The following is a 24,157-nucleotide window of genomic DNA, read 5'->3' as shown; positions in this document are numbered from 1 at the left end:
TCCCCGGAGGCCGCACGGCTCAGGCTCCTCGTCGCGGCGGAGTCGGCGGGCGCCCTCGCGGCCGCCGAGATGACCCACGCGGGTGTGCCGTGGCGCGTCGACGTGCACGAGGCGCTGCTGGCCGAGCGGCTCGGCCCCCGCCCGCCCCGCGGCGCGCGCCCGCGGCTGCTGGCGGAGTGCGCCGACGACGTACGACGCCTCCTCGACGCCCCCGGCCTCAACCCGGACTCCCGACCGGAGCTGCTGACTGCCCTGCGCCGGGCTGGCCTCGAGGTCACCGACACCCGGGCGTCGACCCTGCGTGCCGTCGACCACCCGGTCGTGGAGCCGCTGCTGCGCTACAAGTCCCTCGCCCACCTGTTCTCGACCAACGGCTGGGCGTGGATCGACGAGTGGGTCCGCGACGGCCGGTTCCGCGCGGTCTACCAGCCCGCCGGGTCGGCGACGGGACGGTGGTCGTCCAACGGTGGCGGCGCTCTGTCCTTCCCGGTGCAGGTGCGGTCGGCGGCCGTGGCCGACGAGGGCTGGGTGTTCGTCGTCGCCGACGTGGCGCAGCTCGAGCCGCGCGTGCTGGCCGGTATGAGCGGTGACCGCGCCCTGGCCCGGGCCGCGCGGGGTGCGGACCTCTACCAGGGGATGGTCGAGGCCGGAGCGGTCGCCACCCGGCAAGACGCCAAGCTCGGCCTGCTCGGCGCGATGTACGGCGCCACGAGCGGCGAGAGCGGCCGGATGGTCGCCGGGCTGACCCGGCGCTACCCGCAGGCGTTCGGGCTCGTCGAGGAGGCGGCCCGCGCGGGCGAGCGGGGGCAGGTGGTCCGCACCCTTCTCGGGCGGGGCAGCCCGACCCTCGGCGGGTCCTGGAACGAGTCCCCCGACGCACCTCCGGCCGACCTCGACGACCTCGACCGGCGACGTCGCTCCTTCGGCCGGTTCACCCGCAACTTCGTGGTGCAGGGCACGGGCGCCGAGTGGGCACTGTGCTGGATCGCCGACCTCCGCAACCGCCTCTGGCGACTCGGCGGCGAGGGAGTCCTCGAGGAGAGGCCGCACCTCGTCCTCTTCCTGCACGACGAGGTCGTCGTGCACGCCCCGGCCAGGCTCGCCGACGCCGTCGCCGCGGAGGTGACGGAGGCAGCGTCCACCGCCGGCCGACTGCTGTTCCGCGAGCTGCCCGTCGACTTCCCGCTCAACGTCTCGGTGGTGCGCTCCTACGCCGACGCCGGCAAGCCGGGGACCTAGGTCCCTGCCGGCCACGACCTTCGCCCCTGACCCTCCCCGGCGCTGCGGTGGATGCTCGAGGTGGAGGACGGAGGAACCGCCATGACCGCACTGGTCGTCCACGAGTCCCACTGGGGCAACACCCGCGCAGTCGCCGAGGCGATCGCCGACGGGCTGTCCGACAGCGACGGCGGCCCGGTGCAGGTCGTCGACGTCGGGTCGGCACCGTCGCCGCTGCCCGACGGCGTCGACCTCGTCGTCCTCGGCGGCCCCACCCACGCCTTCTCGATGAGCCGGCCCACCACCCGGCACGACGCCCACGACCGCGGGGCCGAGCCCGGGCACGAGGACCGGGGCATCCGCGAGTGGCTGGCGACCCTGCCGGCCGGCGGACCCGCGTGCTCCGTCGCGACCTTCGACACCCGCGCCGAGCAGGTCCGTCGGCTGCCCGGCTCGGCGGCCCGCGCGGCCGCCCGGTTCGTCGCGCGGCACCGGCTCGRCCGGATGGTCGCCACCGAGTCCTTCTACGTCGAGGACTCCCCCGGCCCGCTCGTCGACGGGGAGCTCGAGCGCGCACGTGCCTGGGGCCGGGCCCTGGCGTCAGGGCGTGCCTGACCCGTCCTCTCCGGGCTCGTCCGCCTGACCGACGAGCCCCCGCCGTGTGGGCCTCGTCTCAGTTTGAGCGAACATGCATACTCCCGGTTTGCGCACCGGTGCGGATGTTTGGTCTGGTCCTCGGATGGCCACCGGAATCGAACACCCGCGAGACCTGCCCACACCCGACGTCACCGACGAACCACACCCCGCACTGGACGCGGCCATCGAGCCCACCGAGCCTCGAGAGACAGGCCTGGACAAGGTCGTCTTCGGCGTGACCGCGGTCGTCAGCCTCGCGTTCCTCGTCTGGGGCTTCCTCAGCACCGACAGCCTCGCCGACGCCTCGGGCAGCGGCCTGGGCTGGACGATGAAGAACACCGGCTGGCTCTTCGTGCTCACCTCGAGCGCGTTCGTCGTCTTCGTGATCTGGCTCGCGCTCGGCAAGTTCGGCAACATCCCGCTCGGTCGCGACGACGAGGAGCCCGAGTTCCGGACCATCTCCTGGGTCGCCATGATGTTCAGCGCCGGCATGGGCATCGGGCTCATGTTCTACGGCGTCAGCGAGCCGATCAGCCACTTCGTCACGCCGCCGCCCGGCACGGGCGCTGCCGGCAACACCGAGGCTGCCCAGCACGCCATGGCGACCACGATGTTCCACTGGACCCTGCACCCGTGGGCGATCTACGCCGTCGTCGGCCTCGCGGTGGCGTACGGCGTCTACCGCAAGGGCCGCCTCCAGCTGATCAGCTCGGCCTTCGAGCCGCTCATCGGCCGCCACGCCCACGGGCTCGGTGGCAAGGCCATCGACATGTTCGCGATCTTCGCGACCCTGTTCGGCTCCGCCACCTCGCTGGGCCTCGGCGCCCTCCAGATCGAGTCGGGCCTGCAGATCGTCGCCGGCCTCGGCAACACCGGCAACGGCGTCCTCGTCGGCATCATCGCCGTCCTCACCGCCGCCTTCGTGCTGTCCGCCGTCTCCGGCGTGGCGAAGGGCATCCAGTGGCTGTCCAACATCAACATGGTGCTCGCCGTGGGGCTCGCCCTGTTCGTCTTCATCGTCGGCCCCACCGTCTTCATCCTGAACCTGGTGCCCACCTCGATCGGCAGCTACGTCGCCGACCTCCCGATGATGGCCGCGCGCACCGCCGCCGAGGGTGACGAGGTCAGCACCTGGCTCTCGACCTGGACGGTCTTCTACTGGGCGTGGTGGCTGTCCTGGACGCCGTTCGTCGGCATGTTCATCGCGCGCATCTCCCGCGGTCGCACCATCCGCCAGTTCGTCACCGGCGTGCTGCTGGTGCCGAGCCTGATCAGCGTCGTGTGGTTCTGCATCTTCGGCGGCGCCGCGATCAACCTGCAGCAGAACGGCACCGACATCGCCGGTGCCGGCGGGCTCGAGAACCAGCTCTTCAGCACCCTCGAGGCCTACCCGCTCGCCACCGTGTCGAGCATCGTCGTGATGGTGCTCGTCGGCATCTTCTTCGTCTCCGGCGCCGACGCCGCCTCCATCGTGATGGGCTCGCTGTCCGAGCGCGGCACCATCCACCCGAGCCGCCCGACCGTGATCTTCTGGGGCGTGGCCACCGGTGCCGTCGCCGCCGTGATGCTGCTCGTCGGTGGCCCGGACGCGCTGAGCGGCCTGCAGACCATCACCGTCATCGCCGCGCTGCCGTTCGTGCTGATCATGATCGGCCTGGCGGTCGCCCTGGTGAAGGACCTCGCCCAGGACCCGAGGGTCGTGCGCCGCAAGTACGCCATGGAGGCCGTCGAGGCCGCCGTCATCACCGGTGTGACCGAGCACGGCGACGACTTCGTCTTCTCCGTCGAGAAGGGCGAGACCGACACCGTCAAGGACGGGGTCGAGGACGAGCTCCACAACGAGCTCCACGACGAGCTCCACGACGAGCTCGAGATGGACCACGCCCGACGCTGACGTCCACCGTCGCGGGAGCCGCTCACCACGGATGGGGCGAGCGGCTCCCGCGGTGCGTCGGCCTCACGCCTAGGCTCGGCCCCATGACCGTCACCATGCGCATCGGCTTCGTCACCGGCGCGACCCCCGACAAGTGGGCACGCCACTGGCGCGACCGCCGTCGCGAACGGTTGGAGCTCGTGCCGCTGACGGAGGCCGACCAGCTCGACGGCGTGCGCGACGGGAGCCTCGACATGGCGCTCGTACGCCTCCCCGTCGACCGGGACGGGCTGCACTGCGTCCGGCTCTACGACGAGCTGCAGGTGGCCGTCGCCTCGCGCGACCACGTGCTCGCCGCCGCCGACGAGGAGGTCACGACCGGTGACCTCGACGACGAGCAGCTCGTCCGCCCCCATCCGAGCGGATGGACACCCGCGGCCGACCAGCTCGACTGGCCGCCGATGAGCGAGCAGGAGGCGATCGAGACGGTCGCCGCCGGCACCGGCGTCGTCGTCGTACCCATGTCGGTCGCGCGGCTCCACCAGCGCAAGGACGTCGTGACCCGCGTCGTCACCGACCTCGAGCCCACCACGATCGCGCTGGTCTGGCTCGTGGAGCGCGACGACGACGTGACCCAGGCGTTCGTCGGCGTCACCAAGGGACGGACGGCCAGGACCTCGCGCTGAGTCTGCGCCGCCCGCGACTGGGTACAGGTCGCGCATGCGCATCGTCATCACGGGAGCCAGCGGCAACGTCGGCTCCGCCCTGGTCCGACGGCTGGCCGACGACGGCGGGCACGAGCTCGTCGGGGTCGTCCGGCGCCCACCGACGGGCGACGTGTCGCTCCCCGCGATGGAGTGGGTGTCCGCCGACCTCACGGACGACGCGGACACGGGAGCGCTGCACGCCGCCTGCGAGGGCGCCGACGCCGTCGTGCACCTCGCGTGGGGCTTCCAGCCCTCGCACCGCGAGGCCCACCTGCGCGCGCTGGGCGTCGGCGGCACGGAGCGCGTCATCGACGCCGTGGTGGCCACGGGCGTGCCGCACCTCGTGCACATGTCGTCGGTGGGCGCCTACTCCCCCAAGCGAAACGACGTCCCGGTCGACGAGACGTGGCCGACCGACGGCGTGCCGACGTCGATGTACAGCCGGCACAAGGCCGCCGCCGAGCGGCTCCTCGACGAGCTGGAGGTCGACGCCCCCGACGTGACCGTCACCCGTCTGCGGCCCGGCATCATCGGCCAGCGCGCCGCCGGCAGCGCGCTGTTGCGCTACGGGCTGCCCGCCCTCGTCCCGGCCGGGCTGCTCCGGCACGTGCCGGTGCTGCCCATCGACTCGGGGCTCGTGATCCCGATGGTGCACGCCGACGACGTCGCCGACGCCGTGTCCCGGGTGCTCGACTCGCGGGCGACGGGCGCGTTCAACCTGGCCGCCGGGCCGCCCGTCACCGCCCAGGACGTGGCCGACGCCCTCGGCGCCCGACTCGTCCACGTCCCGTCCGCCGCCGTGCGCGCCGCCGTGTCGGCCAGCTGGCACGCCCGGGTTCAGCCACTGGACCCCGGCTGGATCGACATGGGCTACGCCGTGCCACTGCTCGACACGACCCGCGCGCGGACCGAGCTGGGCTGGGCGCCGTCGACGGACGCGACGTCGGTCCTGGCCGAGACGCTCGCCGGCATGCAGGACACCGCCTCGTCCGGCACGCCGGTCCTCCGACCTCGCACCGTCGCCGGTGGCCTGACCCGCGCGCTGCGTCGCGGTCCGGTCAGCTCTCGCCGAGCACCGTGAGCAGCACCCGCGTGGCCGCCGGGACGAACCCGGCAGCAGCCAGGCGCGCCTCCTCCTGCTCCTCACCGGTCGCCGCGAGGACCGTCACGTGCCGCGCATGGCGGCGCGCCTCGACCGCTGCTGCGCCGAACACGGCCTCCACGTACGCAGCCTCGCCGCCGGGCGCGTAGCAGGCACCCATCCGCACCGTGTCGCCGAGCACCCGGCTACGGCTGCACATCGCGACCGGGTCGCCGTCGACCTCCCACAGCACCAGCCCACCGACAGCGAGCGGGTCGTCGACGACGTACGCCCGCTCGCTGGGGTCGCCGGGAAGACCCGCCATCAGCGCGTCGAACCACCGGTGGAGCATCGGCTCGTCCGCCGGAGCCGCGATGCGCGGGCCTCCCGCGCAGGAGGGCGCCGCCGGCCGTCCCTCGAGCGCGTGCACCGTGAAGGACCGCGCGGGCGTCAGCGCTGCGCCGGCCGCTGCCCAGGCCTGGACCACGTCATCGGCGACCACGCCCGGCACGCCCACGGCGACCAGGCCGCTCTCGAGCAACGGCACCAGCTCGTCGAGAGCGGCACGGGGCATCCGCGTCAGGAGCGGGTTGTGCCGGGGTGCCCGGACGTACACCCCACCCACGGCGCCGGACTCATCGCTCCACCAGCCGCACTCGAGCCCCTCGGGCGCGGCATCCGTCGCAAGGAGGTGGGCGACCTCGGCCAGCAGCGGCGCGTTCTCGACCGGGTGCTCACCCAGCCACGCCCCCGCCTGACGCCAGAGCTCGGCCGCGCCGGTCGTCCGCGTCCACGTCACGCCCGATCGTCCCACGGGCGACGGCACACCTCAGGAGCCGAAGAACGACACCAGCACCATGATCCCGACGATGAGCAGCAGGAACGGCATCAGCACCCAGAAGTACCGGGTGTCGATCCACTTCTCCTTCGCGTCGGGGTCCCACGGACCCTGCTGACGATCGCTCCCGGGATTGATGATCATGGGCGCACCCTTGCACAGGTGCCGCCCCGTCCGCCGCTGAGTGATGTCGACTCACCCGTCCCTCAGCTCAGCCGTGGAAGAGCGCTCTGCACGACATTGCGACCTCGGCGACGTCCACGGGGCCGGACGTGTCGACGTCGAGGACCGGTCCCAGCCCCAGCGGAGCGACCTCGCCGCCCCACAGCTCGGACGACGAGCGGCGATCGTCGAGGTGGCGCGCATCCCGGGTCCGCGCGGCGTAACGGTCCTGGGCCGTCGCGAGCCGCACCCGGCAGCGCACCTCGACGACCGGACCCGGCAGTGCACGCGCCAGATCCCCCGCGTACGGGTACCAGGTGCTGTCGATCACCGCACCGGGACACCCTCGTGCCGCTGCCAGCACCGCGAAGACCGCCGCCCGCCCGAGACGGCGGGACTCCTCGACGTCGGCCGAAGCACCGAGAGCGTCCATCAGCGCTTCCTTGACCTGGTCCTTGGACAGCAGCGGCAGGTCGAGCTCGCCTGCGAGCGCACGCGACAGCGTGGTCTTGCCCGATCCCGGCCAGCCGCCGACAAGCACGAATCCACGCACGTGCCCAGCGTGCCACCGCGGCGGATGCGCTACCGGGCGTGCACGGGTGATGACAGAGGCGCTGCTCGGGACAGGACGTCAGGACGTCCTGCCCGCGCTCGCTGGCGCGATCAGTCGATCCGGATGTCTGTGACCGGGGTGCCCGGCGGCAGCGCCCAGGAGGACAGTGCCTGCGCGCAAGCGGCGCTCGCGAACTGCCTCACCACGTCCATCCCGCCACCGTAGGGCGGTGGACGCCGAGTCATGGGCAGCCAGGCCGGCAGCGGTGTCGCGGCGCCACGAAGGACGGTGAACGTGCCTGTGGCCCCGCCACCGGCGGGTGGCGGGGTGTGGGGCGAGGTCATCGTCGGCGTGGTCGCGGAATGTCAGGCGGGTCGGGTGGCTGGGCTTGGTCGACCGCGGTGGTGCCGTGGCGGTCGCGTCGGTAGTGGTGGCCGTGAGGGCTCGTCCACTCGAACACGCCGGGCTCGACCATCTGGTAGCGCCAGGTGGTGTGGGTCTTGAGCCGGTGGTGGAACCTGCAGAGCGCGGCGAGGTTGTCGCTCTGCGTCGGACCCGGTTGTGGTCGCCCCGCCGCCTCGGCGTCGGGGTCGTGCGGGATCACGTGGTCGATATCGCAGCCGCGGGCCGGGCGGGTGCACCCCGGGAAAACGCACGTCACGTCGCGGAGGATCACCTGCTCGCGGATCCGGTCGGGGACCTCGTACGCCGGTGTCGACAGATCGGCGTTGAGGTCGATCACCGGCTTGATCGTCACCTTCGTCCGGGAGTCGGCGCACCAGTCCCTGACCTGGTCCAGCAGCACCAGGCGCTGGCCTTCCTCCATGCGGCCGGTCGGCCCGAACACAGTGGTCAGGTCGTCGAGGGACGCATCGAAGTGGGCGTGGAGGACGACCTCGCGGGCGGCGGGTAGATCGTCGGCATCGCGTGCGCCGGCGGCGCCCTGGGTGTGGAGGTCGAGCGCGGTCTGGGTACGGGCGAGGTTGCCGAGCGCTTTCGCGCGGCGCACCTGCAGCGACTCGGTGGAGCCGAGGGCGGCCTGGGTGGCGGCGTCGTGGGCGACACGGCGCTCGAGGTCGAGCATGTCGGCGATGTCGAGCTCGGCCTCCATCCGCATCGTGCCGGCGAAGTGCACGTCCTGGGTGTCGACGCTCACATGGCGCGGGTCGACGTAGAGGTGGCCGTCCTCCGGATCAGCAGCCCGGTCCGGGGCGGCGAGGTCGAACCGCTTGATCGTCTCGGCGACGAGCCGGTCGAGCTGCGCCTGCCCGATCCGCCCGGCGACGGCGGCGACCTGGGCGTCGACGAACCCAGCAGCCTCGACCGTCAGGGCCGGGGTCGAGTGGATGGTGACCTCCGCGACCGCGCGGGCCCGCCACGCCGGCACACGCCCGCACTGGACCTGCGCCCATAGCCGCGGGAGGCGGTGGCGCAGCTCGAGGGCGTGACCGACGAGCTTCTTCGCCGCGGTCGTCGAGACACCCAGGACGGTGCCGAGCTCAGCGACACAGAACTCCGCCACGAGTGGCGCACCCTCACCGGCGATCGGCTCCTCGTGCTCGCAGCCCGGCACGGTGAACGCGGCGGCGTCGTGGATCGACTCCGGCGGGTGCAGGTCGGCCCACTGCGCCGCCAGGACCAGCTGGGCAGCTGCCGCACGCTCCTCATCAACGCGCTGCGCACGGATCGCGGACAGGATGGCAGAGGCGCTGAGGTCCTCGACCTCACCTGCCCCGGGTCCGGCCAGCGTCTCGATCATGTGTTCGATTCTACCGGCGACCACCGACAGTGACACCTACCGTGACCATCGCTGTGGACTGGTTCTTGGCCACCCTTTCTCGATTGGTCTCGGGACGGGACTGCGTCCCTCCGCAACCACCGCCAGCACCCCCGTCAGACCAGGGCGTGCAACCACTCCCCGAGCGCGAGCGCGGAGGCCTCGACCATCGAGGCCCAGTCGAGGGCGGACTCGTCGGCGGAGTCGGAGACGTGCTTGACGAGCCGCACGGGCACGCCGGCCTCGCGGGCAGCCCAGGCGACGGCGTACCCCTCCATGTCGACGAGGTGCGCGCGCTCGGCGAGGGCGTCGCGCACGGCGGGGTCGCTGACGAAGACGTCGCCGGTGGCGAGGACGACGTCGGACCCGCCCACCTCGAGGCGCTCCTGCGGGTCGTAACCCAGCGCCCGGATCAGGTCGGCGCTGATGTCGTGGTTGAGCACCGTGCCGGGCTCGAACAGCCCGGTCAGGCCGGGCCGCAGCGCTCCGGCGGTGCCGATGTTGACGACCGTGAGGCCGGCGAGGTCGTCGTACGACGCCAGCGCGCGGGCGGTCGCGGCGGCGGCCGCGGTCTTGCCGAGGCCGGTGATGACGAGAGGCAGGTCGGCGGGGACGTGGGCGGCCTCGGCGGCGGTCGCCGAGACCACCAGGACGCGGTCAGTCACGGTGGTTCCCGCGGCGCGAGTGGGGGGTCGCGAGCACGGACTCGACCCGGTCCTGGTCGTAGACCTCTCCGAGCCAGTCGAACAACCCGCGCAGCACCTCGGGGTCGGCGACGTAGTCGTCGTAGTGCACGCGGTAGGCGGCATCGCCCAGTCCGGCCACCGTGGCGAGGATCTTGTCCTCGATCGCCCGGACCTGCGCCAGCGGGTCGTCCTTGTGCGTCCAGTAGTTGCTGGCCGCGACGTCGTCCAGGTTGCGGGTGTTGACCACGAAGCGGGCGCCGGGGAAGACCTGGCGCAGGAACTCGACGTAGTCCGGCAGGTCCTCGTCGTACCAGCGGATCTCCTTGTAGCCGGTGACCCTCGTGCCGTGCTCCGGACGCAGGAGCGTGGCCTCCGCCAGCGAGCGGATGTGCTGCAGGGAAGCCGCCTCCGGGAACGCCTCGATGCCGAACCACGGGTGCGTCGGCTGGCTCGCACGGGCCGGGTCGACGCGTGCCCGCTCGGCCAGGCCGCTGCGGTGGAAGTCGTAGAGGTGCCGCATGGCGTGGCGGTTCTCGCCGCGCAGCAGCCACCCCGGGATCGAGTTGAGGATGCCCATCAGCAGGGTCGAGCCCGACCTGCCGTACGTCATCACGAACACATGGCGCAGCTCGTGCACGTCACCACGACTTCTCGAGCGGGCGGCCCTCGTGGAAGCCGGCGGCGGACTGGACGCCCACGAGCGCACGCTCGTGGAACTGCGCGAGGTCGGTCGCACCGGCGTAGGTGCAGGCCGACCGGACGCCGGAGCAGATCTGGTCGATGAGGTCCTCGACGCCGGGGCGGTCGGGGTCGAGGTACATCCGGGAGGACGAGATGCCCTCCTCGTAGAGGCCCTTGCGGGCGCGGTCGTACGACGACTCCCCCGACGTGCGGTTGGCGACGGCGCGGGCCGAGGCCATTCCGAACGACACCTTGAACGGGCGGCCGTCCGCGTCGAGCATCAGGTCGCCGGGCGACTCGTGGGTGCCGGCGAACCAGGAGCCGATCATGACCGACGAGGCGCCGGCGGCCAGCGCGAGCGCGACGTCGCGCGGGTGGCGTACGCCTCCGTCGGCCCACACGTGCTTGCCGAGCTCGCGTGCGGCGGCGGCGCACTCCCGCACCGCGGAGAACTGCGGCCGGCCGACGCCGGTCATCATCCGCGTGGTGCACATCGCGCCGGGTCCGACGCCGACCTTGACGATGTCGGCGCCGGCCTCGAGCAGCGTGCGGGTGCCCTCGGCGGAGACGACGTTGCCGGCCGCGATCGGTACGTCGGGCGACAGGGCGCGCACCGCCTGCAGGGCCTGGACCATGCGGTCCTGGTGGCCATGGGCGGTGTCGACGACCAGGCAGTCCACGCCTGCCGCGAGCAGCTCGGCCGCCCGGTCCGCGACCTCTCCGTTGACGCCGACCGCGGCCGCGATCCGCAGGCCCCCGGACGTGTCGACGGCCGGCGTGTAGAGGGTGGCGCGCAGGGCGCCGAGGCGGGTCAGCACGCCCACCAGCTCGCCGGAGTCGGACACGGCGACCGCGAGGGGCGCCTTCGCGCGCTCGATCGCGTCGTACACCTCGCGGGGGTCGGTGCCCTCCGCGACGGTGACGACGTCCTGGTTCATCACCGCCGAGACCTGGGCGAAGCGGTCGACCTCGGCGCAGTCGCGCTCCGAGACGACGCCCACCGGACGCCCGTCCTGCACCACGACCGCCGCCTGGTGCGCCCGCTTGGGGATGAGGGAGAGCGCCTCGGCCACCGTCTGGTCGGGTCGGAGCTCGATCGGCGTGTCGAAGATCCGGTGCCGCTGCTTGACCCACCGGACGACGTCGGTGACCACCGGGATCGGGATGTCCTGCGGGATCACCGTGAGGCCGCCGCGCCGAGCGACCGTCTCGGCCATCCGCCGGCCGGCGATCGCGGTCATGTTGGCCACGACCAGCGGCAGCGTCGTGCCGGTGCCGTCGTCGGTGGCGAGGTCGACGTCGTAGCGGCTCGCGACCGATGAGGAGCGCGGGACCATGAAGACGTCGTCGTAGGTCAGGTCGTGGGGCGGCGTCACGCCGTCGAGGAACTGCACGTGTCTGGACTCTACGCGGCCGGCAGGTTCTTCGGACGCAGCCCGACGTCCGCGAGCTCGAGCGCAGCGAGACGTCGTACGACGTCCGGGTCGCGCTCGCGCCAGGCACCCGCCGGGTCGTCGCTCACCCTCGCCAGCACGTGCATCGGCTGGTGGGCCAGCGCGCGCAGGGCGAAGAGGTCGAGGTCCTCGGACGCGTCGATGAACCGCGCGCCGGCTGTCGCCTCGCGGATGAAGCGCCACCTGAGGGGCAGGTGGATCGCCGACACGATGAGGATCGGGATCAGCGCCACCGACAGGCCGAGCAGCAGCGCCAGACGCTCGACGGCCGCGACCGTGTCGCGCCCGGCCTCGGCGAGCCCGTCGGAGGCGTCCGCCGCGCGGTCGAACGGGACCGCGAGCTCGTCGCCGACGAGCGGCGCCTCCCCGAGGCGGCCGCCGGCGTCGCGCAGCTGCTCGGCCATCGACGTCGCCGCGGTGTCGGTCTGCCGGGCGGGCGCCGCCAGCTGCTCGGTGCCGTCGTGGACGGCCATCCCGATCCAGACCCAGAGCACCAGCCACACGACGAACACGAGGTCGGCGACCACCTGCAGCGTGCGGCGGAGGGGCGTGTCGGCGAAGAGCTTCATGCCGCCCACCCTGCCAGTCCCGGTCAGCCCTGCGCGGACGCCGCTCGCTGCAGCGCACGCCACGTGCGGTCGACGTCGGCCTCGGTGGTGCGCCAGCTGCCGACGGCGAGCCGGATCGCGGCCCGACCCTCGACCGTCGTGTGCGAGAGGTACGCCTCGCCGGAGGCGTTGACGGCCTCCATCGCCGTCAGCGTCGGCTCGTCGCCCGCGGTGAGCCGGAAGACCACCAGCGACAGCGACGGCTCGGTCACCATCTCGAAGCGGTCGTCGGCGGCGACCAGGTCGGCGACGTGCTCGGCGAGCGCGACGCCGCTGCGGACGTGCCGGCGCAGCCCCTCCAGCCCGTAGGTGCGCAGCACCGCCCAGAGCTTGATCGCGCGGAAGCGTCGGCCGAGCTGCGGGTGCCAGTCGCGGTAGTCGACGACCTCCCCGGACTCGGTGGCCGCGTTGCGGAGGTACTCCGGGAGGATCGACAGGGCGCCGGTGAGGGCGGCCCGGTCGCGCACCCAGAAGGTGCTGCAGTCGAAGGTCGTCAGCAGCCACTTGTGCGGGTTGGTGACGAACGAGTCCGCGTGCTCGACGCCGGCGAGGTGGCCGCGGTGCTCGGGACAGACGGCGGCGACACCGGCCCAGGCGGCGTCGACGTGCAGCCAGACGCCCTCGGCGCGCACGACCTCGGCGACGGCGGTGACGTCGTCCATCGCGCCGGTCGACGTGCTGCCGGCGGCGAGGTGCACCATCACCGGTCGCAGCCCTGCCTCGGTGTCCTCGGTGATCGCGGCGCGCAGCGCGTCGACGTCCATCGCCTGCGTGGCGGGGTCGACGGCGATCTCGCGGACGGCGTCCTCGCCGAGGCCGGCCATCATCGCGGCCTTCACCAGCGACGAGTGGGCCTGCGTGGACCCGTAGACCCGCCACCCCGCGTCGCCGACGCCGTGACGGCGTACGTCTCCCCCGCTGGCGCGGTGCAGCGCCGACAACAGGGCGGTGAAGGTCGCGGTGGAGGCGGTGTCCTGGATGACGCCGCCGCCCGGGCCGTCGCTGCGGAACGCCTCCGGGAGTCCGAGCGCCTCGGCGAACCAGTCGAGCACCACCTGCTCGACCTCGGTCACCGCGGGGCTCGTCGCCCAGATCATCCCCTGCGCACCGATGCCGCTGGAGATGAGGTCGCCGAGGATGGCGGCGGGCGAGGAGTTGGCCGGGAAGTAGGCGAAGAACCGCGGGTGCTGCCAGTGCGTGAGGCCGGGCACGACGACGCGGTCGAGGTCGGCGAGCACGGCGTCGAACGGCTCGGCGTCCTCCGGGGCCGACGCCGGCAGCAGGCGTCGTACGTCACCGGGCGCGACCTGCGCGCGGACGGGCAGGTCGTCGAGGGAGGCCCAGTAGTCGGCGATCCAGTCGATGGCGGCGTGCCCGTGGCGGCGGAACTCCTCGGGCGTCATGTGGGCTGGCTGGTCGGGCATGAGCAGAACGTACTCGGAACGGTTGAGCACCCGTGCTCAACCCGGATCGGGTAGGCCTGCGGCTCCGGCGGGTCCCGCCTAGGACGACGGTTGACCCATGACCTCCTCGACCCCGACCAAGAACACCAACGCCTTCTTCCTGCAGGCCGGCGTCTCCTTCGCCGTCGCGCTGCTGACCATGATCTTCGCGATCTTCTACCTCCCTGCCGACCCGTGGATCCGCGCCTTCCTCGGCCTCGGGACGATGTTCCTCACGACGTCGAGCTTCACGCTCGCCAAGTGCGTCCGCGACGCCCAGGAGGACTCCTACGTGGTCTCCCGCATCGACCAGGCCCGCGTCGACCGGATCCTCTCCGAGCACGACCCCTTCAAGTCGGTCTCCTGACGCACGCTGACCGGGCGCCTCCTCGCGCTACAGATAGCCGACCGGGCACCTCCTCGCGATTCAGCGCGAGGAGGTGCCCGGTCGGCGCGTTCATGCGCGAGGAGGTGCCCGGTCAGCGGAGCTCGGCGCTCGTCAGCCCGAGCACCCGGCGGGCGACGATCAGCTGCTGGATCTGCTGCGTGCCCTCGAAGATGTCGAGGATCTTGGAGTCACGGGCCCACTTCTCCAGCAGCTCGCCCTCGCTGTAGCCGAGGGTGCCGCACAGCTGGACGCACGACAGCGTGACGTCGGACCCGACGCGCCCGGCCTTCGCCTTGGCCATGGAGGCCTCGAGCGAGTTGGGCTTGCGGTTGTCGGCCATCCACGCCGCCTGCATCATCAGCAGCTTGGCGCCCTCCCAGTCGGCCTCGAGCCGCAGGAACGTCGCCGCGGCCGCCGACTGCGACTGCGCCGGGCGGTCGTAGTCGACCTCCACGCCCGCCTGCTCGAGCAGGTCGCGGGTCAGGTCGAGCGAGGCGCGGGCGCACCCGACGGCCATCGCGGCGACCAGGGGGCGGGTGTTGTCGAAGGTCGCCATCGCACCGGCGAAGCCCGACTTCGTGTCGACCTCGGGCGAGCCGAGCAGGTCCTCGGCCGGGACGCGGCAGTCGGTGAAGGTGATGACCGCGGTGTCGGAGGCACGGATGCCGAGCTTGTGCTCGAGCCGCTCGACCTTCAGGCCGGGGTTGTCCTTGCGGACCAGGAAGGACTTGATCGCCGCGCGGCCCAGCTCCTTGTCGAGCGTCGCCCAGACCACGACGGAGTCGGCGCGCTCGCCGGAGGTGACGTAGATCTTCTCGCCGTTGATGACGTACTCGTCGCCGTCCTTCACCGCCGTGGTGGTGATATTGGCGGAGTCCGAGCCAGTGCCGGGCTCGGTGATCGCCATCGCCGCCCAGGTGCCGCGGTAGCGCTCGAGCTGCTCCTCGTTGGCGACCGACGCGATCGCGGAGTTGCCGAGGCCCTGGCGCGGCATCGACAGCAGCAGCGCGGTGTCGCCCCAGCACATCTCGGCGACGGAGAGGACCGAGGCGAGGTTGGCCCCGTTGCGGACCTTGCCGGTGTCGTCGGCGGCGGAGTCGTCGCGTCGTACGCCGCTCGCGCCGGCGCCGCTGCTCGCCCCGGTCTCGGACACGCCGTCGATCAGCGCGGCGAGCATGTCGAGCTCCTTGGGGTACGCGTGCTCGGCGCGGTCGTACTTGCGCGAGATCGGTCGGAGCATGTTCATCGCCAGCTGGTGGGCCTGGTCGATGAGCGTCGCGTGCTTCTTGGGGGTCTCCAGGTTGATCATCAGACGAGCACCGCGCCTTCCATCAGGCCGACGGCCCGCAGGTCGCGGTACCACCGTTCGACCGGGTGTTCCTTGACGAAGCCGTGCCCGCCGAGGAGCTGGACGCCGTCGAGGCCGATCCGCATGCCCTTCTCGGTGCACAGCTGTCGGGCCAGCCCGACCTCGCGCGCGAAGTCCTGGCCGCGGGTGGCGCGCGAGGCGGCCTTCCAGGTGAGCAGGCGCATCGCCTGCACCTCGATGGCCATGTCGGCGACCATGAAGGCGACCGACTGGCGGTGGCTGATCGGCTCGCCGAACGCCTCACGCCCGTTGACGTAGTCCTTGACGTAGTCGAGCACCGCCTGCCCGGTGCCCACGGCCAGCGCACACCACGCGAGGCGCGAGAGTCGGACGCACTCGGTGTACGCGGTGCCGTCGGTGTCGCCGAGCAGCGCGTCGGCGCCGACGCGTACGCCGGTGAGGTGCAGGCGCGACAGCCCGGCGGCGCGCACGCCCATCGAGGGGTCGGCCTCCACCTCGAGCCCGTCGGTGCTGGACTCGACGAGGAAGAGCGCCGGGGTGCCGTCGAGCATCGCCGCGACCACGAAGAGCTCGGCCTCGGCTCCGCGGACGACGGCCGACTTCACCCCGTCGAGGACGAAGCCGTCCCCGTCTCGCAGGGCGGTGGTGGCGAGGTCGAAGGGGTCGAAGAGCACCGTCGGCTCGGCGAGCGTCAGCGCGGCGGCCGGGACACCCGGTCCCGACCCGTCGCCGGTGAACGCGGGCAGGTAGGTCTGCTGCTGGGCCTCGGTGCCCCAGAGACCGATGGCGGTGGCGACGGCGCCGGGGGCGAGGGTGGCGACGGCGAGACCCATGTCGCCCTGCGCCAGGGCCTCGGCGACGAGGGCCCCGGCCGTGGCCGAGCGCTCGTCCATGATCCCGCCGAGCTCCTCGGGCACACCGAGGGCGGGCAGGCCGACGTCCTGAGCGGCGGCCAGGACCTCCGCGGGCGGTGCGCACGCCTCGTCGGCGGCGGACGCGGCGGGCCGCAGCACCTCGGTGGCCAGCTCGCGGACCACGTCGAGGAGCATGGCCTCGTCGTCGGTCGGCGTGAGGTCGAAGACACCGCGCGACGCGGCGTTGGCGGGACGGGCCCCGGGGGTGCGTCGACCGGCGCGGGCGAAGGTCCGACCGGCAGCCGTCGCCACCCGGAAGCCGTTGCGCGTGGTCGAGTAGACCGCGTGCTCAGCCTGCTTGCGCAGGCCCACCCGGTCGATGAGGTCGCTCTGCGCCAACCGGTTGACCACGGCGACCGCGAGACCGATCGGGTCACGGGACTCGCGGGACGACAACCCATGACGGCCTCCCGGCCGGAGGGTGTTCATGAAGGACATGACGAAACTGTAACTCTGAGTTACACCTTTGGCCAGAGGCCCTCCCGTGGTGCAGGCCACCCGCGCCCCTCTCGTTAGGATCGCCCGCATGCCAGACGAGCAGCCGACTGACACCACAACCGATCTCCGGGCGCCGCACGGCGCCCTCCCCGAGGGTGGCACGGTGCGCGCGATCACCCGCTGGGGCACGCCGGTCATGCACCGCCCCCAGGCCCCCGTGACGGAGTACGACGACGCGCTCGCCGCGCTGGCCGCCGACATGGTGGCGACGATGTACGCCGCCGAGGGTGTCGGGCTGGCGGCGTGCCAGATCGGCGAGGACGTCGCGATGTTCGTCTTCGACTGCCCCGACGGCGAGGGCGTGCGCACCGTCGGCGTCGTGTGCAACCCCGTGCTCACCCTCCCTGAGGGCAAGGACCGCCGCCTCGAGGACGACGACGAGGGCTGTCTGTCCTTCCCCGGATCCTTCGAGCCCTGCCCCCGCCCCGACTGGGCGCGCGTCGACGGCCAGGGCCTCGATGGCGCGCCGGTCACCTTCGAGGGCGACGGACTGCTCGCGCGGTGCCTGCAGCACGAGACCGACCACACGCTCGGCACCGTCTTCGGCGACCGTCTCTCCTCGAAGTCGCGCAAGAAGCTGACCAAGAAGCACGACGCCGCCGCCGAGGACTACCCGCTGTCCTGGCCCGTCGACGCCGCAGGCTGACGCACGATGCATGAACACCCCACGATGTTCTCGGCCTCCCCCGCTTCGCTCCTCCGACCGACAACTCCGTGGGGACCCCGAAATGCATGAGCTGCGCATCACGCGGGAGAACGCGCGCTTCCAGCAGTGGGAGGCGCTGCTGACCAACCGCTCCAAGCGCCACCGCAACCGTGAGTTCCTGGTGCAGGGCGTCCGCCCGATCACCCGGGCCGTCGAGGAGGGTTGGACCGTGCGCGCCCTGCTGCGCGCCGACGGCGCCGCCTCCGCGTGGTCCGACGGACTCTGGTCGACGACCGACGCCGAACGGGTGCTGCTCTCCCCCGAGCTGCACGCCCGGCTCAGCGGGCGCGAGGAGGGTGCCGAGCTGGTCGCGGTCGTCGGGATGCCCGACGACGGCGTCGCGCGCCTGGAGGACTCGCGACGGCCGCACGGCCCTGTCGTGGTCTTCGACCGCCCCACGAGTCCCGGCAACATCGGCACCCTGGCCCGTTCGGCGGACGCCTTCGGCGCCTCCGCGCTCGTGGTCACGGGCCACGCCGCCGACCCCTACGACCCGCAGGCCGTGCGCGCCAGCACCGGGTCGCTGTTCGCCCTGACGGTGCTGCGCGTGCCCGGCCCCGGCCCCGTCGTCGAGCACGCCCACGCCCACGGCTACCGCATCGTCGGCACCGACGAGGAGGGTGGCGTCCTCGCGGACGCCGATCTGGGCGGGCGGGTGGTGATCGTCGTCGGCAACGAGACCCACGGCCTGTCCTCGGGGTGGCGGGACGCGTGCGACGAGGTCGTCGCCATCGCGATGGTCGGCACCGCCTCGTCCCTCAACGCCGCCGTGGCCGGCTCGATCGTGCTCCACGAGTCGCTGCGCCAGCGCGGCTGAGCGACGGCGTACGACGTGGAGGCAGTGCTCGACTGGGTCGTGCTCGTCATGCGCACGGTCGGCTCCCCCGGGGTCGGTCTCGCCACCGCACTGGAGACGGTGTTCCCGCCGGTCCCGAGCGAGCTGGTGCTGCCGCTCGCCGGCTACACCGCCAGCCAGGGCTACTACAGCGTCACCGCCGCCATCGCCTGGGCGACGGCCGGGTCGTTGGCGGGGGCGCTCGTCCTCTACTGGCTCGGCGCGGCCTGGGGGCTGGAGCGCATCTGCGCGCTGGCCGACCGGATCCCGCTGATGCACGCGCACGACGTCCGCCGGGCCGTGGCCTGGTTCGGCCGGCACGGGCGCACCGCGGTCTTCGTCGGTCGGCTGGTGCCGGGCGTTCGCAGCCTCATCTCGATCCCCGCCGGCATCGACCGGATGCCGCTGCTGCGCTTCTGCGTCTTCACGACCGCGGGCAGCCTGGTCTGGAACGCCGCGCTGATCCTGGCCGGCTACGAGCTCGGCGAGCGGTGGCACGTCGTCGAGGGGTACGTCGGCCCGGTCAGCAACGTCGTCTACGTGCTGATCGGCATCGCCCTGGTCTTCGTGGCCGCCCGACGGCTGCGACACCGCCTGACCTGAGCCGTCAGCGGCGGGCGGCGGCGTAGCAGGCCACGGCGCTGGCCGCCGCGACGTTGAGGGAGTCGATGCCGGCCGCCATCGGGATCACGGCACGGCGGTCGGCCGACGCCTCCCAGCGCGACGACAGGCCGTGCCCTTCCGACCCCAGCACGAGGGCGAGGCGATCGACGCCGGCGACGGCCTCCTCGATGGGCACCGAGTCGGGCCCGAGGGTCAGCGCGACCGTCGTGAAGCCGCGGCGGGAGAGGTCCGGCAGGGCGTCGTACCAGTCGGGGATCCGGGTCCACGGCGTGGAGAACACCGCACCCATGCCGACCTTGATCGAGCGGCGGTAGAGCGGGTCCGCGCACCGCGGTGCGAGCAGCACGGCGTCGAAGCCGAGGGCGGCGCCGGACCGGAAGACCGCGCCGACGTTGGTGTGGTCGACCAGGTCCTCGAGCACCAGCACCGAGCGTGCTCCGGCGAGCACGTCGTCCACGGGCGGGAGCGACCGCCGGCGCAGCGACGCCAGCGCCCCGCGATGGACGTGGAAGCCGGTGACCTGCTCGATCAGCGACTCGGACAGGACGTAGCAGGGCGCGGAGCTGCGCCCGAGCACGTCGGCCAGGCCGTCGAGCCAGCGCGGTGCCATCAGGAACGACCGCGCCTCGTGCCCGCCCTCGATCGCACGGCGCACCACCTTCTCCCCCTCCGCCAGGAAGAGGCCGTGCTCGGCCTCGAGGCTCTTGCGGAGCTCGACGTCGCGCAGGTCGCGGTAGTCGGCCAGTCTCGGGTCGCCGGGGTCGTCCAGCTGGACGACCCCGCCGGGTGCGCCTGCCGTGCCGGTCTGGTCGGTCGGGTCGGGGTCAGCCACGCCCGTAGTGTGCCGGACGCGCCACGGCGACGACCTCGCCCACCACGATGATCGCGGGCGGGACGACCCGGTGGGCGGATAGGTCCGCGGCCAGCGTGCCGAGGGTGCTCAGGACCGTGCGCTCGGTCGGCATGGTGCCGTCGACGATGACGGCCACGGGGGTGGCGGCGTCGCGACCGCCGGCGAGCAGGGCCTCCGCGATCGCGGGCGCGTTGTCGACCGCCATCAGCAGGACGAGGGTGCCCCGGAGGCCGGCGACCGCGTCCCACGCCACCAGCGAGTCCGGGTGGCCGGGCGGGAGGTGCCCGGAGATGACGGTGAACTCGTGGGCGACCCCGCGGTGGGTGACCGGGATGCCGACCCGGGCCGGGACGGCGATGGCGGAGCTGAGCCCGGGGACGACGGTGACGGGCACGTCGGCGGCCGCGCACGCGAGCAGCTCCTCGTAGCCGCGGCCGAAGACGAAGTTGTCGCCTCCCTTGAAGCGCACCACCCGCTTGCCGGCGCGCGCCCGGTCGACGATGACCTCGTTGATCGTCTGCTGCGAGGCGGACCGGCCGCGGGGCAGCTTGGCGACGTCGATCAGCTCGACGTCGGGTCCCAGCTCGTCGAGCAGCTCGCGCGGCGCCAGCCGGTCGGCGACCACGACGTCGGCGGTCGCGAGGGCATGGCGGGCCGCGACCGTGACGAGCTCCGGCTCGCCCGGCCCGCCGCCCACGAGGACGACGCCGGGGCTGCGGTCGAGCGCGTCGGATGCCGCCAGGTGCCCGTCGCGCAGCGCGGTGACGATGTCGTCGCGCAACGCCGCCGACTTCCTCGGCTCACGGTTGCCGAGCACCCCCACGGTCACCGTGCCGTGGTGACCCACTGCCGGGGTCCACGCGGTGCCGCCGAGCGCGTCGTCGGCGCGGACGCAGAAGGTGTGACGAGCGTCGGCAGCCGCCACCACGCGCGCGTTGACCGCGGGGTCGTCGGTCGCGGCGACGACGTACCAGGCGCCGTCGAGGTCGGTCTCGGTGAACTCGCGCAGCACCAGAGTCAGCTCGCCCTGGAGCCCCTCGAGCGCAGGGGTCACGTCGAGGCTGACGACCGTCACGTCGGCGCCGGCGCCGAGCAGGCCCGAGACGCGGCGCTGCGCGACGTGCCCGCCGCCCACCACCACGACCTTGCGACCGGTGAGCACCAGCCCCGCCAGGTAGGGATGGGGGGCGGCACCGCGATCGGTCATGCACCGATTGTCCCTTTCGGGCGCGCAGGCGGGTGGCTACGTTCGAGGAATGAGCATCGAGCGACCAGTGGCCCCCAATCCCTACGACTACCTGCCGGCGACCGAGTCCTTCACCGTCACGAGCGAGGACGTCACCGACGGCGCACCGCTGAAGGACGACCAGGTGGCCGACCGCGGCAACACCTCACCGCAGCTCACCTGGTCGGGGGCCCCGGAGGGCACCCAGTCCTTCGTGGTCACCTGCTTCGACCCGGACGCGCCCACCCCGAGCGGCTTCTGGCACTGGAACCTGGTCGACATCCCGGCCGACGTGACCTCGCTGCCCGCCGGCGCGGCATCGGGAGACCTGCCCGGCGGCGCCTTCCACGTCCGCAACGACGGTGGTGACGCAGGATTCATGGGAGCGGCACCGCCCGAGGGCGACCACCCGCACCGCTACTTCTTCGTGGTGCACGCGGTGAAGGACGCCACGTTGGGCGTCGACGCGGACGCCTCCAACGCGGTGGTCTCCTTCAACCTGGCCTTCAAGACGCTGGGGCGCGCGATCCTGCACGGCACCTACCAGCACTGACCGCTCGGGCACTCGGCGCCCCACTGGTCACATCTGTCCCACCCAACCCACGAGACCCGTGTGCTGGACCGAGAGGTCCAGACCACGGGTCTCTTTTTCTGCGTTTCGGTCATGCAGAAACCGTCAAGCCGTTTTCATCTGTACTGGCGGTCTACCTGCCAAATATTGATGAAACCTTCCGCATGAACCGCACAGAGTCGCCGCGGGCTCGACATCACCCACAGGAACTACCTAGGGTCAACCCCTAGTTTCAAGAGATTCCATCAAGATTCACCCCACCCCCGACGTCGTGGATCTCCCCCGGAGGACCCCCGTGCAGCACTCCCGCTTGTTCTCGCGCCTGGCCGGCCTGGGCCTCGCCGCCGCCGTCGCGGCCGGCGTCCCCGCCGCGGCCGAGGCCACCACGTGGTCCGTGCCCCGCGCCGCCTCCGCCATCGCCGCCAACTCGAGCAGCGACCAGCTCGAGGACGCGCTGATGGTGCGGATCAACGAGGCGCGCGCCGAGCACGGCCTGCGCAAGATCTGGAACTTCGACGTCTGCACCGACCAGCTCGCCGAGCAGTGGGGCGCCCGGATCGCCCGGACCGGGGTGCTCGAGCACCGCGACCAGCGCGACGTCATCCGCAAGTGCGACAACTCCTGGGCCGGCGAGACGCTCGTCCGGGGCACGAACCTGAGCCCGGAGGCCATGGTCTCCCTGTGGCTCGACTCCCCCGGCCACCGGGAGATCCTGCTGAGCCCGCGCGCCAAGCGCGCCGGCGTCGCCATCACTCGCGACGCCCAGGGCCGCACGATCGGCGTGGTCAACCTCGTCCGCCACGGCTGAGGTGCACCGCACCCCTCCCATGTGAGACGATCCCCGGCCCCCTCGTGGGTGGGCCGGGGATCGAACACGCGTGAGGGGGAAGCCGGTGCTGCACGTCGCCGTCGCGACCCGAGCGTTCCGCCGCTACTCCACCTACCGGGCCGCCACGCTCGCCGGGATCTTCACCAACTCGGTCTTCGGGATCATCTACTCCTACGCCTACCTCGCCCTCTGGGACGCGAACCCGATCGCCGGCGGCTACGACGCCCAGGACGCGGTGACGTACGTCTGGCTAGGCCAGGCGCTGCTGATGACGATCGCGCTGTGGGGCGGTGGCACCACCGACGACCTCGCGGAGCGGGTCCGCACCGGCGACGTGGCGATCGACCTCTACCGGCCCGTCGGTCTGGTGGGGTGGTACCTCGCCAGCGACCTGGGCCGGGCGGCGTACCACCTCCTCACCCGGGGGCTCGGGCCCACGGTGATCGGCTACGTCGTCTTCGACATCGCCCTCCCGTCCTCTCCGCTGACCGCGCTCGCCTTCGCCGTGTCGCTGGTGCTCGCGGTCGTCGTGAGCTTCGCGATCCGGTTCCTCGTCGCCAGCACCGCCTTCTGGCTGCTGGACCAGTCGGGCGTGAAGGTGATGAGCGGGGCCTTCGCGATCTTCTTCAGCGGGATGATGCTGCCGCTCGTGCTGTTCCCCGGGTGGCTCGGCACGCTCGCGCAGGCGCTGCCGTGGGCGTCGTACGTCCAGGTGCCCGCGGACATCTGGCTCGGCAAGCACACGGGCGCCGACCTCGTGGCAGCCCTCGGGTTCCAGGTGATGTGGGCCGTCGTCCTGCTGGCCGCCTGCCAGGGCGTGCTCCGCCTGGCCACGCGCAAGGTGGTGGTCCAGGGTGGCTGAGTCGGCGGCGGCGCTGCACCTGCGCTCCTACCTGCAGATCGCGTCGCTGTGGATCCGCGCGGCGTGGCAGTACCCCACCTCGTTCGTGCTGCTGGCCGTGGGCAACGGGCTGATCACCGCTCTCGACTTCGTCGGCCTGTGGATCATGTTCGCCCACCTCAACGACCTCGCGGGCTTCACGCTCCCGGAGGTGGCGCTGCTCTACGGCAGCGCCTCGCTCGCGCTGGCCGTGGCCGACACGGCGATCGGCAGCGTCGAGCGGATCGGCACCTACATCCGCACCGGCCGGTTGGACCAGATGATGACCAAGCCGGTGCCGCTGCTCGTGCAGGTGTGCGCCGACCAGTTCACGCTGCGCCGACTCGGGCGGCTGACCCAGGCCAGCATCGTGTTCGGGTGGGCGTGCACCTACGTCGACTGGACCCCGGCACGGGTCCTGGTGGCCGTGTCGATGCTGGTGAGCGGCGGACTGGTGTTCTTCGGGCTCTTCGTCGGCTTCTCGTGCGTCCAGTTCTGGACGACGGACGCCACGGAGTTCGCCAACGCCTTCACGTACGGCGGTGCCACGGTGACGCAGTACCCGCTCAACATCTTCCCGCGCGAGGTGCTCGTCGGGCTGACGTTCGTGATTCCCGTCGCCTTCGTCAACTGGTACCCCTGCCTCTTCCTCCTCGGCCGCTCCGACCCGACCGGGATGCCCGAGGCGTTCCAGTTCGCCTCGCCGGTCGCCGGCGTGCTCACCATGGCCGCCGCCCTGCTCGTGTGGCGCTCCGGCGTCCGCCACTACACCTCCACGGGGAGCTGAC

Annotated in this window: 26 protein-coding genes; 13 read left to right on the top strand and 13 right to left on the bottom strand. The window is 72.5% G+C overall.

What is annotated here, in order from left to right; translation table 11 throughout:
- From AC1DP1_RS21820 to AC1DP1_RS21800, 5 genes are all read left to right on the top strand, one after another.
- Positions 1-1,239, top strand: a 1,239-nt coding sequence (locus AC1DP1_RS21820; protein WP_477508617.1) for a bifunctional 3'-5' exonuclease/DNA polymerase, incomplete at its 5' end; no start/stop codon positions are given.
- Positions 1,240-1,320: 81 nt separating this feature from the next.
- Positions 1,321-1,833, top strand: coding sequence for a flavodoxin family protein (locus AC1DP1_RS21815; RefSeq protein WP_477508616.1), 513 nt, complete (start codon positions 1,321-1,323; stop codon positions 1,831-1,833).
- A 124-nt stretch (positions 1,834-1,957) separates the two neighbouring features.
- The gene (locus tag AC1DP1_RS21810) at positions 1,958-3,748 is read left to right on the top strand and encodes a BCCT family transporter (RefSeq protein ID WP_477508615.1); all 1,791 of its coding nucleotides are present in this window, start codon (positions 1,958-1,960) and stop codon (positions 3,746-3,748) included.
- Positions 3,749-3,831: 83 nt separating this feature from the next.
- Entirely contained in the window at positions 3,832-4,413 is a 582-nt protein-coding gene (locus tag AC1DP1_RS21805; RefSeq protein WP_477508614.1) for a LysR substrate-binding domain-containing protein, read from the top strand.
- 34 nt (positions 4,414-4,447) lie between these two features.
- Positions 4,448-5,515: an NAD-dependent epimerase/dehydratase family protein gene (locus AC1DP1_RS21800; RefSeq protein WP_477508613.1), complete on the top strand. Its 1,068-nt coding sequence runs from the start codon at positions 4,448-4,450 to the stop codon at positions 5,513-5,515.
- Here AC1DP1_RS21800 and AC1DP1_RS21795 read toward each other — a convergent pair.
- From AC1DP1_RS21795 to AC1DP1_RS21755, 9 genes are all read right to left on the bottom strand, one after another.
- The gene (locus AC1DP1_RS21795) at positions 5,493-6,314 is read right to left on the bottom strand and encodes a hypothetical protein (protein ID WP_477508612.1); all 822 of its coding nucleotides are present in this window, start codon (positions 6,312-6,314) and stop codon (positions 5,493-5,495) included. The two genes, AC1DP1_RS21800 and AC1DP1_RS21795, sit on opposite strands and share 23 nt — an antisense overlap.
- A 30-nt stretch (positions 6,315-6,344) precedes the next feature.
- On the bottom strand, positions 6,345-6,497 hold the full coding sequence (locus tag AC1DP1_RS21790) for a hypothetical protein (protein WP_477508611.1): 153 nt from the start codon (positions 6,495-6,497) through the stop codon (positions 6,345-6,347).
- A gap of 67 nt (positions 6,498-6,564) precedes the next feature.
- Positions 6,565-7,068 carry a P-loop nucleotide/nucleoside kinase family protein gene (locus AC1DP1_RS21785; protein WP_477508610.1) on the bottom strand — a complete coding sequence of 168 codons (504 nt, stop codon included), beginning with the start codon at positions 7,066-7,068 and terminating at the stop codon, positions 6,565-6,567.
- A gap of 340 nt (positions 7,069-7,408) precedes the next feature.
- Positions 7,409-8,827 carry an HNH endonuclease signature motif containing protein gene (locus AC1DP1_RS21780; protein ID WP_477508609.1) on the bottom strand — a complete coding sequence of 473 codons (1,419 nt, stop codon included), beginning with the start codon at positions 8,825-8,827 and terminating at the stop codon, positions 7,409-7,411.
- A 134-nt stretch (positions 8,828-8,961) separates the two neighbouring features.
- Positions 8,962-9,510 (bottom strand): nucleosidase, encoded by a 549-nt coding sequence (locus tag AC1DP1_RS21775; protein ID WP_477508608.1) that lies wholly within the window; start codon positions 9,508-9,510, stop codon positions 8,962-8,964.
- Entirely contained in the window at positions 9,503-10,168 is a 666-nt protein-coding gene (locus tag AC1DP1_RS21770; RefSeq protein WP_477508607.1) for a sulfotransferase, read from the bottom strand. The genes AC1DP1_RS21775 and AC1DP1_RS21770 overlap by 8 nt, the downstream gene beginning before the upstream one ends.
- Position 10,169: 1 nt before the next feature.
- Complete coding sequence (locus tag AC1DP1_RS21765) at positions 10,170-11,606, bottom strand: GuaB1 family IMP dehydrogenase-related protein (RefSeq protein ID WP_477508606.1); 1,437 nt, start codon at positions 11,604-11,606, stop codon at positions 10,170-10,172.
- A gap of 11 nt (positions 11,607-11,617) precedes the next feature.
- The gene (locus AC1DP1_RS21760) at positions 11,618-12,235 is read right to left on the bottom strand and encodes a hypothetical protein (RefSeq protein ID WP_457192262.1); all 618 of its coding nucleotides are present in this window, start codon (positions 12,233-12,235) and stop codon (positions 11,618-11,620) included.
- Between the two features lie 23 nt (positions 12,236-12,258).
- The gene (locus AC1DP1_RS21755) at positions 12,259-13,698 is read right to left on the bottom strand and encodes a pyridoxal phosphate-dependent decarboxylase family protein (RefSeq protein ID WP_477508605.1); all 1,440 of its coding nucleotides are present in this window, start codon (positions 13,696-13,698) and stop codon (positions 12,259-12,261) included.
- A gap of 97 nt (positions 13,699-13,795) precedes the next feature.
- Between AC1DP1_RS21755 and AC1DP1_RS21750 the strand changes: the two genes are divergently transcribed.
- Positions 13,796-14,083, top strand: coding sequence for a YiaA/YiaB family inner membrane protein (locus tag AC1DP1_RS21750; protein WP_477508604.1), 288 nt, complete (start codon positions 13,796-13,798; stop codon positions 14,081-14,083).
- A gap of 112 nt (positions 14,084-14,195) precedes the next feature.
- Here AC1DP1_RS21750 and AC1DP1_RS21745 read toward each other — a convergent pair whose 3' ends face one another.
- Positions 14,196-15,413: an acyl-CoA dehydrogenase family protein gene (locus tag AC1DP1_RS21745; RefSeq protein WP_477508603.1), complete on the bottom strand. Its 1,218-nt coding sequence runs from the start codon at positions 15,411-15,413 to the stop codon at positions 14,196-14,198.
- Positions 15,413-16,786: an acyl-CoA dehydrogenase family protein gene (locus AC1DP1_RS21740; protein WP_477508602.1), complete on the bottom strand. Its 1,374-nt coding sequence runs from the start codon at positions 16,784-16,786 to the stop codon at positions 15,413-15,415. Before AC1DP1_RS21740 ends, AC1DP1_RS21745 begins: the two co-directional genes overlap by 1 nt.
- Before the next feature lie 88 nt (positions 16,787-16,874).
- Here AC1DP1_RS21740 and def point away from each other — a divergent pair, with 88 nt between their 5' ends.
- The 3 genes from def (at position 16,875) to AC1DP1_RS21725 (ending at position 18,990) form a co-directional block, all read left to right on the top strand.
- Positions 16,875-17,492 carry a peptide deformylase gene (gene def / locus AC1DP1_RS21735; RefSeq protein ID WP_477508601.1) on the top strand — a complete coding sequence of 206 codons (618 nt, stop codon included), beginning with the start codon at positions 16,875-16,877 and terminating at the stop codon, positions 17,490-17,492.
- 82 nt (positions 17,493-17,574) lie between these two features.
- Entirely contained in the window at positions 17,575-18,369 is a 795-nt protein-coding gene (locus AC1DP1_RS21730) for a TrmH family RNA methyltransferase (RefSeq protein WP_477508600.1), read from the top strand.
- A 15-nt stretch (positions 18,370-18,384) separates the two neighbouring features.
- Positions 18,385-18,990 (top strand): DedA family protein, encoded by a 606-nt coding sequence (locus AC1DP1_RS21725; protein WP_477508599.1) that lies wholly within the window; start codon positions 18,385-18,387, stop codon positions 18,988-18,990.
- 4 nt (positions 18,991-18,994) lie between these two features.
- On the opposite strand, the gene AC1DP1_RS21720 is transcribed toward AC1DP1_RS21725, so the two are convergent.
- Positions 18,995-19,780: a TrmH family RNA methyltransferase gene (locus AC1DP1_RS21720; protein WP_477508618.1), complete on the bottom strand. Its 786-nt coding sequence runs from the start codon at positions 19,778-19,780 to the stop codon at positions 18,995-18,997.
- Between the two features lie 55 nt (positions 19,781-19,835).
- The gene (gene cobA / locus AC1DP1_RS21715; protein WP_477508598.1) at positions 19,836-21,071 is read right to left on the bottom strand and encodes a uroporphyrinogen-III C-methyltransferase; all 1,236 of its coding nucleotides are present in this window, start codon (positions 21,069-21,071) and stop codon (positions 19,836-19,838) included.
- A gap of 49 nt (positions 21,072-21,120) precedes the next feature.
- On the opposite strand from cobA, the gene AC1DP1_RS21710 reads away from it, so the two are divergent.
- The 4 genes from AC1DP1_RS21710 (at position 21,121) to AC1DP1_RS21695 (ending at position 24,156) form a co-directional block, all read left to right on the top strand.
- Positions 21,121-21,642 (top strand): YbhB/YbcL family Raf kinase inhibitor-like protein, encoded by a 522-nt coding sequence (locus tag AC1DP1_RS21710; RefSeq protein WP_457192278.1) that lies wholly within the window; start codon positions 21,121-21,123, stop codon positions 21,640-21,642.
- Between the two features lie 313 nt (positions 21,643-21,955).
- Positions 21,956-22,468, top strand: coding sequence for a CAP domain-containing protein (locus tag AC1DP1_RS21705; protein WP_477508597.1), 513 nt, complete (start codon positions 21,956-21,958; stop codon positions 22,466-22,468).
- Between the two features lie 70 nt (positions 22,469-22,538).
- Complete coding sequence (locus tag AC1DP1_RS21700) at positions 22,539-23,351, top strand: ABC transporter permease (protein ID WP_477508596.1); 813 nt, start codon at positions 22,539-22,541, stop codon at positions 23,349-23,351.
- Positions 23,344-24,156, top strand: a complete 813-nt coding sequence (locus AC1DP1_RS21695; protein WP_477508595.1) for an ABC transporter permease — start codon at positions 23,344-23,346, stop codon at positions 24,154-24,156. The genes AC1DP1_RS21700 and AC1DP1_RS21695 overlap by 8 nt, the downstream gene beginning before the upstream one ends.
- Position 24,157: the final 1 nt, after the last annotated feature.

It is taken from the genome of Nocardioides sp. P4_G10, from assembly GCF_056401175.1.
The sequence above is the reverse complement of the archived record's forward strand: the minus strand, read 5'-3'. Positions and strand labels throughout refer to the sequence as shown.

Coding starts and splice junctions, on each gene's coding strand:
- AC1DP1_RS21790 (WP_477508611.1), bottom strand. CDS start 6,497: ATGATCATCAATCCCGGGAGCGATCGTCAGCAGGGTCCGTGGGACCCC.
- AC1DP1_RS21800 (WP_477508613.1), top strand. CDS start 4,448: ATGCGCATCGTCATCACGGGAGCCAGCGGCAACGTCGGCTCCGCCCTG.
- AC1DP1_RS21755 (WP_477508605.1), bottom strand. CDS start 13,698: ATGCCCGACCAGCCAGCCCACATGACGCCCGAGGAGTTCCGCCGCCAC.
- AC1DP1_RS21810 (WP_477508615.1), top strand. CDS start 1,958: ATGGCCACCGGAATCGAACACCCGCGAGACCTGCCCACACCCGACGTC.
- def (WP_477508601.1), top strand. CDS start 16,875: ATGCCAGACGAGCAGCCGACTGACACCACAACCGATCTCCGGGCGCCG.
- AC1DP1_RS21780 (WP_477508609.1), bottom strand. CDS start 8,827: ATGATCGAGACGCTGGCCGGACCCGGGGCAGGTGAGGTCGAGGACCTC.
- AC1DP1_RS21745 (WP_477508603.1), bottom strand. CDS start 15,413: ATGATCAACCTGGAGACCCCCAAGAAGCACGCGACGCTCATCGACCAG.
- AC1DP1_RS21750 (WP_477508604.1), top strand. CDS start 13,796: ATGACCTCCTCGACCCCGACCAAGAACACCAACGCCTTCTTCCTGCAG.
- AC1DP1_RS21730 (WP_477508600.1), top strand. CDS start 17,575: ATGCATGAGCTGCGCATCACGCGGGAGAACGCGCGCTTCCAGCAGTGG.
- AC1DP1_RS21760 (WP_457192262.1), bottom strand. CDS start 12,235: ATGAAGCTCTTCGCCGACACGCCCCTCCGCCGCACGCTGCAGGTGGTC.
- AC1DP1_RS21710 (WP_457192278.1), top strand. CDS start 21,121: ATGAGCATCGAGCGACCAGTGGCCCCCAATCCCTACGACTACCTGCCG.
- AC1DP1_RS21805 (WP_477508614.1), top strand. CDS start 3,832: ATGACCGTCACCATGCGCATCGGCTTCGTCACCGGCGCGACCCCCGAC.
- cobA (WP_477508598.1), bottom strand. CDS start 21,071: ATGACCGATCGCGGTGCCGCCCCCCATCCCTACCTGGCGGGGCTGGTG.
- AC1DP1_RS21740 (WP_477508602.1), bottom strand. CDS start 16,786: ATGTCCTTCATGAACACCCTCCGGCCGGGAGGCCGTCATGGGTTGTCG.